The organism is Micromonospora sp. WMMD1155, assembly GCF_029581275.1.
Classification (GTDB): Bacteria; Actinomycetota; Actinomycetes; order Mycobacteriales; family Micromonosporaceae; genus Micromonospora.
Genome location: NZ_CP120742.1, coordinates 222,501 through 234,182, shown reverse-complemented (window position 1 = coordinate 234,182; position 11,682 = coordinate 222,501). Strand labels below are relative to the sequence as shown.

General features: G+C 72.4%; 15 protein-coding genes (1 of these 15 cut by a window edge). 11 read left to right on the top strand and 4 right to left on the bottom strand.

The features are described from left to right. The first annotated feature begins 57 nt into the window (after positions 1 to 57). Entirely contained in the window at positions 58 to 1,521 is a 1,464-nt protein-coding gene (gene argH, locus O7617_RS00760) for an argininosuccinate lyase (protein ID WP_282264594.1), read from the top strand. A gap of 43 nt (positions 1,522 to 1,564) precedes the next feature. Here argH and O7617_RS00755 read toward each other — a convergent pair whose 3' ends face one another. Both O7617_RS00755 and O7617_RS00750 read right to left on the bottom strand, forming a co-directional pair. After that, a complete protein-coding gene (locus tag O7617_RS00755; RefSeq protein ID WP_282260802.1) occupies positions 1,565 to 1,918 on the bottom strand; it encodes an MmcQ/YjbR family DNA-binding protein in 354 nt (117 codons plus the stop codon). Between the two features lie 227 nt (positions 1,919 to 2,145). Beyond that, positions 2,146 to 2,580: a DNA-binding protein gene (locus tag O7617_RS00750; protein ID WP_282260801.1), complete on the bottom strand. Its 435-nt coding sequence runs from the start codon at positions 2,578 to 2,580 to the stop codon at positions 2,146 to 2,148. A 131-nt stretch (positions 2,581 to 2,711) separates the two neighbouring features. Between O7617_RS00750 and O7617_RS00745 the strand changes: the two genes are divergently transcribed. The 6 genes from O7617_RS00745 (at position 2,712) to O7617_RS00720 (ending at position 7,297) form a co-directional block, all read left to right on the top strand. Beyond that, entirely contained in the window at positions 2,712 to 3,338 is a 627-nt protein-coding gene (locus O7617_RS00745; protein ID WP_282260800.1) for a DNA-3-methyladenine glycosylase, read from the top strand. A gap of 69 nt (positions 3,339 to 3,407) precedes the next feature. Then, the gene (locus O7617_RS00740; protein ID WP_282260799.1) at positions 3,408 to 3,875 is read left to right on the top strand and encodes an NUDIX hydrolase; all 468 of its coding nucleotides are present in this window, start codon (positions 3,408 to 3,410) and stop codon (positions 3,873 to 3,875) included. Between the two features lie 134 nt (positions 3,876 to 4,009). Beyond that, entirely contained in the window at positions 4,010 to 5,095 is a 1,086-nt protein-coding gene (locus tag O7617_RS00735; protein WP_282260798.1) for an exo-alpha-sialidase, read from the top strand. Between the two features lies 1 nt (position 5,096). Next, positions 5,097 to 5,372 (top strand): ubiquitin-like small modifier protein 1, encoded by a 276-nt coding sequence (locus O7617_RS00730; RefSeq protein WP_282260797.1) that lies wholly within the window; start codon positions 5,097 to 5,099, stop codon positions 5,370 to 5,372. A gap of 150 nt (positions 5,373 to 5,522) precedes the next feature. Then, positions 5,523 to 6,665, top strand: coding sequence for an LLM class flavin-dependent oxidoreductase (locus O7617_RS00725; protein WP_282260796.1), 1,143 nt, complete (start codon positions 5,523 to 5,525; stop codon positions 6,663 to 6,665). Then, positions 6,662 to 7,297, top strand: a complete 636-nt coding sequence (locus O7617_RS00720) for an FMN reductase (RefSeq protein ID WP_282260795.1) — start codon at positions 6,662 to 6,664, stop codon at positions 7,295 to 7,297. Before O7617_RS00725 ends, O7617_RS00720 begins: the two co-directional genes overlap by 4 nt. On the opposite strand, the gene O7617_RS00715 is transcribed toward O7617_RS00720, so the two are convergent. After that, positions 7,290 to 8,168 (bottom strand): universal stress protein, encoded by an 879-nt coding sequence (locus O7617_RS00715; RefSeq protein ID WP_282260794.1) that lies wholly within the window; start codon positions 8,166 to 8,168, stop codon positions 7,290 to 7,292. The genes O7617_RS00720 and O7617_RS00715 overlap by 8 nt on opposite strands. Positions 8,169 to 8,351: 183 nt before the next feature. Here O7617_RS00715 and O7617_RS00710 point away from each other — a divergent pair, with 183 nt between their 5' ends. The 3 genes from O7617_RS00710 to O7617_RS00700 all read left to right on the top strand — a co-directional run bounded on the left by O7617_RS00710 (position 8,352) and on the right by O7617_RS00700 (position 11,003). Further along, complete coding sequence (locus tag O7617_RS00710) at positions 8,352 to 8,852, top strand: GNAT family N-acetyltransferase (protein ID WP_282260792.1); 501 nt, start codon at positions 8,352 to 8,354, stop codon at positions 8,850 to 8,852. A 9-nt stretch (positions 8,853 to 8,861) separates the two neighbouring features. Then, complete coding sequence (locus tag O7617_RS00705) at positions 8,862 to 9,491, top strand: hypothetical protein (RefSeq protein WP_282260790.1); 630 nt, start codon at positions 8,862 to 8,864, stop codon at positions 9,489 to 9,491. A 168-nt stretch (positions 9,492 to 9,659) separates the two neighbouring features. Beyond that, positions 9,660 to 11,003, top strand: a complete 1,344-nt coding sequence (locus O7617_RS00700) for a hemolysin family protein (protein ID WP_282260789.1) — start codon at positions 9,660 to 9,662, stop codon at positions 11,001 to 11,003. A 19-nt stretch (positions 11,004 to 11,022) separates the two neighbouring features. Here O7617_RS00700 and O7617_RS00695 read toward each other — a convergent pair whose 3' ends face one another. Beyond that, a complete protein-coding gene (locus tag O7617_RS00695; RefSeq protein WP_282264593.1) occupies positions 11,023 to 11,406 on the bottom strand; it encodes a PaaI family thioesterase in 384 nt (127 codons plus the stop codon). Positions 11,407 to 11,512: 106 nt separating this feature from the next. On the opposite strand from O7617_RS00695, the gene tyrS reads away from it, so the two are divergent. Further along, positions 11,513 to 11,682: the start of a tyrosine--tRNA ligase gene (tyrS, locus tag O7617_RS00690; protein ID WP_282260788.1), read on the top strand. It continues 1,123 nt past the right edge of the window; the window shows 170 of its 1,293 coding nt (coding positions 1-170); its start codon is at positions 11,513 to 11,515; the stop codon falls past the right edge of the window.

Sequence of the window (11,682 nt, the reverse complement as noted above, 5' to 3'; positions counted from 1 at the left end):
CCAGCGAGCGCCGCGAGTGCGCCCCGCAGTCGCGAGCGAAAGGCAAGCCGAGAAATGATGGGCGACGTGGACGACAAGAGCCTGACCGAGAACAGCGCAGCCACCAACCGGACGAGCCTGTGGGGTGGCCGGTTCGCCGGCGGTCCCGCCGAGGCGCTCGCCCGACTGTCGGTGAGCGTGCAGTTCGACTGGCGCCTGGCCCCGTACGACATCGCCGGTTCCCGGGCGCACGCCCGGGTCCTCGCCGGCGCCGGCCTGCTCGACCCGGAGGAGCTGGGTCGGATCCTGGCCGCGTTGGACGACCTGGAGGCCGCGTGCGCCTCCGGGGCGTTCCGGCCGACGATCGACGACGAGGACGTGCACACCGCGTTGGAGCGGGGCCTGCTGGAGCGCCTCGGCAGCCTCGGCGGCAAGCTGCGCGCCGGCCGGTCCCGCAACGACCAGGTCGCCACCGACCTGCGGCTCTACCTGCGCGACCACGCGCGGGGCGTGGCCAGTCGCCTGGTCGAGCTGGCCGAGGCGTTGGTCGAGCAGGCCGAGCGGCACATCGACACCGCCGCGCCCGGCATGACCCACCTGCAGCACGCCCAGCCGGTCACCTTCGGGCACTGGTTGCTCGCCCACGTGCAGCCGCTGTTGCGGGACCTGGAGCGGCTGCGCGACTGGGACCACCGGGCGGCCGTCAGCCCGCTCGGCGCGGGCGCCCTCGCCGGTTCCGGGCTGCCCCTGGACCCGGTGGCGGTGGCCAAGGAGCTGGGCTTCCGCACGTCGTTCGCCAACTCGATGGACGCGGTCGCCGACCGGGACTTCGTCGCCGAGTTCCTCTTCACCACCGCGATGATCGGGGTGCACCTGTCCCGGCTCGGCGAGGAGGTGGTGCTCTGGACGTCGCACGAGTTCGGCTGGGTGGAGCTGGACGACTCGTTCGCCACCGGTTCGTCGATCATGCCGCAGAAGAAGAACGCGGACATCGCGGAGCTGGCTCGGGGCAAGTCCGGGCGGCTGGTCGGTGGCCTGGTGACCGTCCTGACCATGCTCAAGGGCCTGCCGATGACCTACGACCGGGACATGCAGGAGGACAAGGAGCCCGCCTTCGACGCCGTCGACACCCTGGAGCTGCTGCTGCCCGCCCTGGCGGGGATGATCTCCACGATGTCGGTCCGGGTGGACCGCCTCGTCGCCGCCGCCCCGGTCGGGTTCTCCCTGGCCACCGAGGTCGCCGACTGGCTGGTCCGGCGCAACGTGCCGTTCCGTGACGCGCACGAGATCACCGGCCGCTTGGTGGCGCTCTGCGCGGCCCGCGAGTGCGAGCTGGAGGACGTCTCCGACGAGGACCTGGCCGCGATCAGCGGGCACCTCGACCCGTCGGTGCGCGACGTGCTCTCGGTCCGTTCGGCCCTGGCGGCCCGCACCACCCCGGGCTCGACCGGCCCCGGCCCGGTCGCCGACCAGCTCGCCGCCGCCGCCGACCGGCTGGCCGGCTGGCGGGAGTGGGCCACCGAGTCGGTCGTACCGCGCTGACCTCGCCGCGGCGTCGGCGGGTTCCGCCGGCGCCGCGGTCGGTTCAGGCCGTCGGCCGCTCCCGCTTCGGGAGCTTGGCGACCACCATGTCGTACGACCCGTCGACCGCCTCGGTCAGCTCGTCGGCGTCGATCCCGCCGGTCAGGCGCAGCGTGTTCCACCCGGACCGGCCGATGTAGGCCATCACCGTGGCGTCGTCCGGGTGCCGGTGCAACCACTCGTCGGCGACCTCCCGGGTCGGCCCGCACTTGACGCCGACCGTCGGCTCACCCGCACCGTTGCCGAGGAACGCGAAGATCCGGCTGCCGACCTTCACCACCTCGTCGCCCTCCCACGGCCGGTCCAGCCATGCTCCCGGCTTCGCCAGGCAGTACGCCAGCATGTCCGCGCGCTCCATGGGTGCCTCCTCGTCGTCCGCACAGTCTGCCCGCCGGGCCGCCGGTCGGCACGCGACGTGCCGCCGCCACACCGCCGCAGCCCGCTTGATCGACTCCACATCGCCGACGTGGCGCGGTCTCGCCGTCCCGACACCCCCCACGTCGCCGATGTGGCGCGGTCTCGCCGTCCCGACACCCCCACGTCGCCGATGTGGCGCGCTCGATCCGCCAGGGCTGTGCCGTGCGGTCAGTGGGTGGGTTCGGCCGGCTCGGCCGAGCGGGCGGCGACCCGTTCGTAGCGCTGCCGGGCCGCCTGCGCGCTGCCCAGCCCCAGCCCGTACGCGATCGCCTGCCAGGTCAGCCCACGGTCGCGGGCCAGGGTCATCAGCCCGGCCTCCAGGGCGTCCAGCTCGGCGCGGACGTGTGGCAGCAGGGTCAGCGCGGCGGTGAGGTCAGCGGTGTCGACCGGTTCCTCGGCCGGTTCGCGCTCGGCTCCGCCCGCCGCGAGGGCGGTGATCAGGGCCACCGCCTCCCAGGGGTCCAGCACGTAGGGGTGGGCCCAGCGTCCGCGCCGGCTGTCGGTGTCGGCGTGCCGTTCGCTGATCCGCTGGAGTGCCTCGTGGGTGCGGTGGGCGCGGGCGCGGGCCGGGTGGGGCGCGCTGAACGGATCGTCCGTCGTCATATCCCGAGCACACACCACCAACAAAGTGTTGTCAACATAATGTTGAAAGATGGTGCTGGCCGACGGGGATGGCCGCACCGTCAGTCATCCTCGGCTTGCAGGTCGAGGTGGAGGCGGGGTTTCCTGCAAGGATGGATTACCCCTGGCTGACCGCCCCTGCCAGCGACGTCGCCGAGACAGCGCGGACCCTGCTCGGCTGGGAGATCACGGCAGGTGGTGTCCGGATCAGGCTGACCGAGGTGGAGGCGTACGCGGGCACGGGGGAGGATCCTGCCTCGCACGCCCATCGAGGCCCCACGCCCCGCACCCAGGTGATGTTCGGTCCGGCTGGGTACGCCTACACCTACTTCGTGTTCGGCGTGCACTGGTGTCTGAACGTCGTGTGCGGTCGCGAGGGCGAGGCGTCCGCCGTCCTGCTACGGGCCGGCGAGGTCGTCGACGGCCTGGACATCGCCCGAAAGCGTCGGGGGGACCAGGTACCCGATCGCGACCTCGCCCGTGGGCCCGCGCGGCTGGTGGTCGCGCTCGGGATCAGCGCGTCGGCCAACGGCACCTCCGTGCTCGACGGCGAGGGGCCGCTGCTGTTGACGCCGCCGACCAGGCCGGTCGAGAGATCGGCCGTCTCAGCCGGGCCGCGAGTCGGCGTGGCCGCCGCGCACGACGTGCCGTGGCGTTTCTGGATCACCGGCGAGGCCACCGTGAGCAGCTACCGGCGGCACACGCCCCGCCGTCGGACCGCGAGACCGGCCGGGGGGTAGCCCCGATCGAGCCGAAACTCGGACCCGGTCTCCACGGTCACCGGGATAGGGTCCGCCGGGAGGTGCCTGGTGAGTTTCCGGCTGGCGGCGTACGCCGTATGCATCAAGGACGATCGGGTGCTGCTCGTGCACTACGTGACACCGGCGGGCGAGAGGCACTGGACCCTGCCCGGCGGCAAGGTCGAGCACGCGGAGGATCCGTTCGACGCGGTGATCCGGGAGGTCGCCGAGGAGACCGGTTACGAGGCGGTGGTCGAGCGACTGCTGGGTGTGGATTCGCGGGTGATTCCGGCTGCGGAGGCATGGTTGCGGATCGAGCACCAGAATGTCGGCGTCTTCTACCGTGTCCGCGTCGTCGGCGGCACGCTCCGGCCGGAGCCCAACGGCGAGACCGCCGAGTCGGTCTGGACTCCGCTGCCGGACGTGGCGTCCCTGCACCGATCGGCGGTGGTCGACATCGGTCTCGCCCTGGAGCGGACGCTTCCGTCGACGGGCCACGTCGGCCCCGTTCCGGTCGGCGGGCTCATCCACCACTGAGAACCCGTGCCGCCGCGGCCAGCCGGCGACTTCGTGCCCAGTGGTCGGGCCGGGCGCGGCGTGTGTCCGGGTCAATGTGTCGGGGGGTGTGGCCATAATCACCGCACCTGCTCACCGACGGTTCGGAGGACGTGATGGCAACACTGCTCGCGATCGGCACGGCCAAGGGGTTGTTCCTCGCCACCAGCGACGACGACCGGCGCAGTTGGGAGATCACCGGCCCGCACTTCCCGATGACCGGTGTCTACTCGGTCGCTGTCGACACCCGTCGCCCCACCCCCCGGCTGCTCGCCGGAGTGACCAGCTCACACTTCGGGCCCAGCGTCGCCACCAGCGACGACCTCGGCGCGTCCTGGGACGAGCCGGACGAGGCGCCGGTCGCGTTCCCGAGCGACACGGGCGTCTCCCTGGGGCGGGTCTGGCAGCTGATGCCGGCCGGTCCCGACGAGCCGGACGTGGTCTGGGCCGGCACCGAGCCGTCCGCCCTGTTCAAGTCCACCGACGGTGGTCGCAGCTTCGAGCTGGTCCGGTCCCTGTGGGACCACCCGCACCGTCCGCAGTGGGAGGCCGGCTTCGGCGGTCAGGCCGTGCACACCGTGCTGCCGCACCCGCGTGACCCGGCCCGGCTGCTGGTCGCCATGTCCACCGGCGGGGTCTACCGCTCGACGGACGCGGGGGCCAGCTGGGCGCCGGGCAACACCGGCATCCGCGCGTACTTCATGCCCGACGAGTGGCCGGAGTTCGGCCAGTGCGTGCACAAGGTCGCCCGGGACGCCGTCGACCCCGAGCGGTTGTACGCGCAGAACCACCACGGGGTCTACCGTTCCGACGACGACGGCCGCACGTGGTCCTCGATCGCCGACGGGCTGCCCAGCGACTTCGGCTTCCCGATGGTGGCCCACCCCGGGCGCGCCGGCGTGGTGTGGACGTTCCCGTTGGTGGCCGACAGCGAGCGGTTCCCCACCGACCACCGCTGCCGGGTGTTCCGATCCGCCGACGCGGGCGGCAAGTGGGAGCCGCTGTCGGTGGGGCTGCCGGAGGGCCCGTTCTACCCGGCGGTGCTGCGCGACGCGATGTGCGCCGACGACTCCACCCCGGGCGGGGTCTACTTCGGCACTCGTTCCGGCTCGGTGTTCGCCAGCCGCGACGAGGGTGACTCCTGGTCGACGGTGGCCGCGCACCTGCCCGACGTGCTCTGCGTCCGCGCTGCGACGGTGTGACGTGGTCACCGTGCTGCTGCCCGGGCCACTGCGGGGCGAGGCCGGCGGTGCCAGTCGGCTGAGCATCGCCGCCACCGGGACGCTCCGGGCGGTCCTCGACGAGTTGGCCACCCATCATCCGAGGCTGTCCCGGCGGATCCGCGACGAGCGCGGCGAGCTGCGGCGTTACGTCAACGTCTTCGTCGACGGGGAGGACTGCCGGCACTCCGGTGGTCTCGCCACGCCCGTGGCCGACGACGCGGAGGTGCAGGTGTTGCCGTCGGTGGCGGGCGGCTGATCGACGCCCCATATCGACCGAGATCCGCTCCTGGGGGTGACCGACGCCACATCGGTGCGGCCCGCCGACGGAATACTTGACTCGTCAAATAAGTTGACAGCTGCGTCCGGGCACCACGAATGACCCGGTTCAACACGCAAGGAGCTGGTCATGCAGTTCGGAGTCTTCACCGTCGGCGACGTCACGGTCGACCCGACCACCGGTCGGGAGCCGACCGAGCATGAGCGGATCAAGGCGATGGTCGCCATCGCGCTCAAGGCCGAAGAGGTCGGTCTGGACGTCTTCGCCGCCGGCGAGCACCACAACCCGCCGTTCGTGCCGTCGTCACCGACCACCATGCTGGGGCACATCGCGGCGCGCACCGAGCGTCTGCTGCTGTCCACCTCGACCACGCTGATCACCACGAACGACCCGGTGAAGATCGCCGAGGACTACGCGATGCTCCAGCACCTGTCCGACGGTCGGGTCGACCTGATGATGGGCCGCGGCAACACCGGCCCGGTCTACCCGTGGTTCGGTAAGGACATCCGCGCCGGAATCCCGCTCGCCATCGAGAACTACGACCTGCTGCACCGGCTGTGGCGCGAGGACGTGGTCGACTGGAAGGGCAAGTACCGCACGCCGCTGCAGTCCTTCACCTCGACGCCGCGTCCGCTCGACGGCGTGCCGCCGTTCGTCTGGCACGGCTCGATCCGCAGCCCCGAGATCGCCGAGCAGGCCGCGTACTACGGCGACGGCTTCTTCGCCAACCACATCTTCTGGCCCAAGGAGCACACCCAGCGGATGGTGCAGCTCTACCGCCAGCGGTATGCGCACTACGGCCACGGCACCGCCGACCAGGCCATCGTCGGCCTGGGCGGGCAGGTGTTCATGCGCCGCAACTCGCAGGACGCCGTGCGGGAGTTCCGCCCGTACTTCGACAACGCCCCGGTCTACGGGCACGGGCCGTCGCTGGAGGAGTTCACCCGGGAGACCCCGCTGACCGTGGGCAGCCCGCAGCAGGTCATCGACCGCACCCTGGGCTTCCGGGAGTACGTCGGCGACTACCAGCGGCAGCTGTTCCTCATCGACCACGCGGGCCTGCCCCTGAAGACCGTGCTGGAGCAGCTCGACCTGCTCGGCGAGGAGGTCGTGCCGGTGCTGCGCAAGGAGTTCGCCGCGCTGCGCCCGGCGCACGTGCCGGAGGCGCCCACCCACGCCTCGCTGGTCGCCGCCGCCGGCGGCGCGAAGGACAGCACCGTGCACGCCGTCGACGACGTGACCGGCAAGGCACCGGAGGGGGCGGCGCGATGACCCGCCGCACCCTGGCCGTGGTCTCGGCGGGGCTGAGTCAGCCCTCGTCGACCCGGCTGCTCGCCGACCAGCTCGCCGCGGCCACCCGCGACGAGTTGGTCCGGCGCGGCTCCGAGGTGGAGCTGCACGTCGTCGACCTGCGGGAGTACGCCCACGACGTGGTCAACAACATGCTCACCGGGTTCCCGCCGGCAGCGTTGCGCGAGGTCGTCGACACGGTGACCGGCGCGGACGGCCTCATCGCCGTCACCCCGATCTTCAGCGCCTCCTACAACGGGCTCTTCAAGTCCTTCTTCGACGTGTTGGAGAAGGAGTCGCTCGTCGACCGGCCGGTGCTGATCGGGGCCACCGGCGGCACCGCCCGGCACTCGCTGGCCCTGGAGCACGCCGTCCGCCCGATGTTCGCGTACCTGCGGTCGGTGGTGGTCCCGACGGCGGTCTTCGCCGCACCGGAGGACTGGTCGGACGGCACCGCCGACGGCGCGTTGCGCGGTCGGATCCGGCGTGCCGCCGGGGAGTTGGCCGACCAGGTCGAGCGTCGGCCACCGACCGGCGGCCCGGCCGACCCGTTCGCCCTCACCACCGACTTCCTGCAGATGCTCGGTCGGGGAGGCGACGCGCCGGTCAGCTGACCGGGTACGGATGGGCGACCAGCACCGGGCAGTGCGCGTGCTGGATCGCCGCCTGGCTGACCGAGCCGAGCAGCATGCCGGTGAACCCGGCGCGGCCCCGGGTGCCCACGACCAGCAGCGACGCGGTGCCGCTGGCCTCGATGAGCCCCTGGGCCGCCCCGGCCGCCCGGACCGGATGCTCCCGCACCACCAGGTCGGGATGCTCGGCGCGCACCGCGGCCGAAGCGTCGGCGAGCAGCCGCACGGCGTCGACCCGGTACGCGGCCTGCGACTCCTCGATCTCCTCCGGCACCGTGCGGCCCTCCGTCGGCGGGCCGACGTGCACCAGCACCAGCGGTACGTCGCGCCGTGCCGCCTCGTCGGCGGCGTAGCCCACGGCGAGCCGCGACGACTCGGACCCGTCGACGCCGACGAGCACCGGGCCGTCCACCGGGATCGGCTGCTCGTCCGGGCGGACCACCAGCACCGGGCAGTGCGCGTGCGCGGCCACCTGCGTGCCGACCGACCCGAGCAGCAGCCCGGCGAACCCGCCCAACCCGCGGCTGCCCACTACGACGAGGTCGGCGCGGCGGGACTCCTCGATCATGGTGATGCCGGGCCCGCCGGCGACCTGACGCACCTCGACGGCCAGGCCGGGCCACCGGTCGGTCAGCTCGGTCGCCGTACGCTCCAACATCTTCTGCGCCTCCTCGGAGGGGGCCGGCACCCCGAGGTCGTACGGGTTGAGCGGCACGCCGTAGCCGAGCGGGTGCAGGAAGCCGTGCACCAGGTGCAGCGGTCGGGACCGGAGCAGCGCGGCGCGGGCCGCGTGCTCGGCGGCGACGAGGCTGGACGGCGATCCGTCCACGCCCACCACGACGGGTCGGTTCATCGGCGCTCCCTGGGTCGGTCAGGTCATTGTCGACCGTACGACCGCGGTGGCGGGTCCGGACGCGCCGCCTGCGGCACTCCCGCGGCGTGTCTTCGAGCGCCCACGGCCGTCGCCGCCGGAGCCGGCCGCGCTGGTCCTCATCCGCCGACCGTTTCTGACGCACCCGTTGCGTACCCTCGCCTGATGACCTCCGACGTGGTGCTGCGACCGGTCCGCGAGGACGACCTCGTCGAGTTCTTCCTGCACCAGCAGGACCCGGAGGCCAACCGGATGGCCGCGTTCGGTCCCAAGGACCCGACCGACCGTCGTGAGTTCGCCCAGCACTGGGCCCGGGTGCTGACCGACCCGGCGAACCTGGTCCGCACCGTCGAGGTCGACGGCGAGGTGGTCGGCTACGTGAGCGCCTGGCCGGCCGGCGAGCAGACCGAGGTCAGCTACTGGATCGATCCGGCGCGCTGGGGCCGGGGTCACGCCACGGCGGCCCTGACCGCCCTGCTGCGGGAGCTGCCCCGACCGGTGCACGCCCGCGCCGCCAAGGACAACGCCGCGTCCCTCGCGGTGCTCCGCAAGTGCGGGTTCGTGGTGGTCGGTGAGGATTCGGGGTACGCGAACGGTCGCGGCGAAGACGTCGAGGAGTGGCTGCTGGAGCTGCCCGCCGAGGGCGCTGACCTGGGCGGGCACTAGTCTCGCGGGGTGAACTGGTTGGATCTGGTCGGCTGGGCCGGCTCCGCGGTGCTGGTCTGGTCGCTGTTGCAGTCGCGCGTCCTGCGGCTGCGCGCGCTCAACCTCGTCGGTTGCGTCGTGTTGATCGGCTACAACGCCGCGATCGGGGTCTGGCCCATGGTCGGGCTCAACATCGTGCTCGCGGTGATCAACATCTGGTACCTGCGCGGGATGCTCGCCACCCGCCACGACGAGAAGACCTACCAGGTGGTGGAGGTCGGCGTCGGCGACCAGTTCCTCGCCCACACGCTGCGGGTGCACGCCGCCGACATCGCCCGCTTCAACCCCGGCTTCCACTGGGACCCGGACGCCTCGGGGCGATCCGCGTTCCTGGTGGTCACCGCCGACGAGGTGGTCGGGGTGGTGCTCTCGCACGCCGAGGCGCGGGGCGTGGCCCAGATCGACCTGGACTACGTGACCCCGAAGTTCCGCGACTTCACCCCGGGTGAGTTCGTCTACCGGCGCAGTCACCTGTTCACCGAACGGGGCTTCCACCGGGTGGTCAGCCCGCCCCGGATGGTCGCCCCCTACTACCACCGGCTCGGCTTCCGCCCGGAGGGCGACTCGTACGTCCTCGACCTGCCCGGGTCACCCACCTGACCGACGCCCGGTCCGGCGGCAGCGGCACCCGTTCGCGTACCCTCGCTCGGGCAGGATTCGGCCGGCGCGGGACGGGGCAACTAGACGCCTACGCCGGGCGGGCTCGCCGACCGGCGGGGCGCCGCGCGTACCGGCCGGTGCCACCACCGGAGAGGGAGCGAACCGGGCGTGCAGAGCTACGGGAGCCAACTGGCCCTGGTCGGAATCCTGATCGTGATCAACGCGCTCTTCGCCGGTAGCGAGATGGCGTTGGTGTCCCTGCGGGACAGCCAGATCCAGCGGTTGGAGCGCACCAGCCGGGCGGGGCGGGTGCTGGCCCGGCTCGCCAAGGATCCGAACCGCTTCCTGGCCACCATCCAGATCGGCATCACCCTCGCCGGGTTCCTGGCCTCCGCCGCCGCCGCGGTCTCGCTGGCCAAGCCCCTCGTACCGCTGCTCGGGGTGTTCGGCGGCGCCGCCGAGACGGTGGCGATCGTGGCGGTCACCCTCGTGCTGACGTTCGTCACCCTGGTCTTCGGCGAGCTGGCCCCCAAGCGGATCGCCATGCAGTCCGCCGAGCGGTGGGCGCTGCTGGTGGCCCGTCCCCTCGATCTGCTGGCCGCGTTCACCCGCCCGGCCGTCTGGGCCCTCGGCGCCACCAGTGACCTGGTGGTCCGGCTGGTCGGGCTCAACCCCAAGCACGAGCCGGAGGAGATCGGCCCGGACGAGCTGCGCGACATCGTCGCGGGCAACCACGGCTTCACCAAGGAACAGCGCACCATCATCGCCGGGGCGGTGGAGATCGCCGACCGGCGGTTGCGGGCCGTCCTCGTACCCCGGTTGCAGGTCTTCACTCTCGACAGCGGGACCACCGCGGAGGCCGCACGGCTCGTGCTGGCCGCCACCGGGCACTCCCGGGCGCCGGTGGTGCGGCACGGCGGCCTGGACGACACGGCGGGCGTGATCCACCTGCGCGACCTGGTGGGAGTGCCCGACGACCGTCCGGTCGACGAGATCGCCCGGCCCCCGATGCTGCTGCCCGACTCGCTGCCCGTGGTGGACGCGTTGCGTCAGTTCAAGGCCGAGCGCCAGCACATCGCGCTGGTCGTGGACGAGCGCGGCGCCGTCGACGGCATCGTGACGCTGGAGGACATCCTGGAGGAGATCGTCGGAGAGATCTACGACGAGACCGACCGGGATGTCAGCTCGGTGCGCCGCGACGCCGACGGCGCGCTGCTGCTGCCCGGCACGTTCCCGGTGCACGACCTTCCGGACATCGGCGTCGAGCTGCCGTCGCGCCCCGCCGGGGACTACACCACCGTCGCCGGGCTGGTGTTGGCCCGACTCGGGCACATCCCGACCGTGGCCGGGGAGGACGTCACCCTGGACGGCTGGGTGCTGATGGTGGCGGGCATCGACCACCGGGCGATCACCGAGGTACGGGTCAGCCGCGTACCCGATGAGGTCGAGGCCGACACCGACGGCGACGCCGAGCAGAGCGCGGAGCCGGTGCTGGACGAGGCCCGGAGCTGAGTCGGCCCGGTGCCGCCGCTCAGTCGCGCGAGAGGTTCTGCAGCCGCACCTGGCCGCGGGCGACCAGCCGGTCGTCGGCGTCGGTGATCTCCACCTGCCACAGCTGCTGGCTGCGGCCCCGGTGTACGGGAGTGCCGACGGCGGTCAGCTCCCCGTCGCGGACGGCCCGCAGGAAGTCGGTCTGGTTCGACACCCCGACCACGGTGCCCCGGTCGGCCAGCCAGAGGCCGCCACCCACGCTCGCCGCGGTCTCCACGACCGAGCAGTACACGCCGCCGTGCAGGATGCCGTACGGCTGGTGCAGCTCCGGTCGGACCTGCCAGCTGATGACCACCCGGTCGGGGGACGCTTCCTTGAACGTCAGGCCGAGCAGGGCGACGAGACCACCCGTCACGTCCGGCATCTCCACGGCGAAACCCTCCTCGATCAACTCGGCGTAAGCCTAACCGCGGCGGGTTGCGCCAAACCCGGTACGGGTCGGTGCCGGCGATGGGGGAGAATCGGTGACCGTGACCGACAGTAGCCTCCCGCCGCCCGGGCGGGACTCCCTGACCGACGACCTGCTCTGGCGTGGCCTGATTCAGGACTCGACCGGCCTCGACGAGCTGCGCGAGCTGCTCGACGGTGGGAAGTCCGCCACGTACTACGTGGGCTTCGACCCCACCGCGGCGAGCCTGCA

Coding starts and splice junctions, on each gene's coding strand:
- argH (WP_282264594.1), top strand. CDS start 58: ATGGGCGACGTGGACGACAAGAGCCTGACCGAGAACAGCGCAGCCACC.
- O7617_RS00755 (WP_282260802.1), bottom strand. CDS start 1,918: ATGGAGCGCGCGGACATGCTGGCGTACTGCCTGGCGAAGCCGGGAGCA.
- O7617_RS00750 (WP_282260801.1), bottom strand. CDS start 2,580: ATGACGACGGACGATCCGTTCAGCGCGCCCCACCCGGCCCGCGCCCGC.
- O7617_RS00745 (WP_282260800.1), top strand. CDS start 2,712: ATGGATTACCCCTGGCTGACCGCCCCTGCCAGCGACGTCGCCGAGACA.
- O7617_RS00735 (WP_282260798.1), top strand. CDS start 4,010: ATGGCAACACTGCTCGCGATCGGCACGGCCAAGGGGTTGTTCCTCGCC.
- O7617_RS00725 (WP_282260796.1), top strand. CDS start 5,523: ATGCAGTTCGGAGTCTTCACCGTCGGCGACGTCACGGTCGACCCGACC.
- O7617_RS00720 (WP_282260795.1), top strand. CDS start 6,662: ATGACCCGCCGCACCCTGGCCGTGGTCTCGGCGGGGCTGAGTCAGCCC.
- O7617_RS00715 (WP_282260794.1), bottom strand. CDS start 8,168: ATGAACCGACCCGTCGTGGTGGGCGTGGACGGATCGCCGTCCAGCCTC.
- O7617_RS00710 (WP_282260792.1), top strand. CDS start 8,352: ATGACCTCCGACGTGGTGCTGCGACCGGTCCGCGAGGACGACCTCGTC.
- O7617_RS00695 (WP_282264593.1), bottom strand. CDS start 11,406: ATGCCGGACGTGACGGGTGGTCTCGTCGCCCTGCTCGGCCTGACGTTC.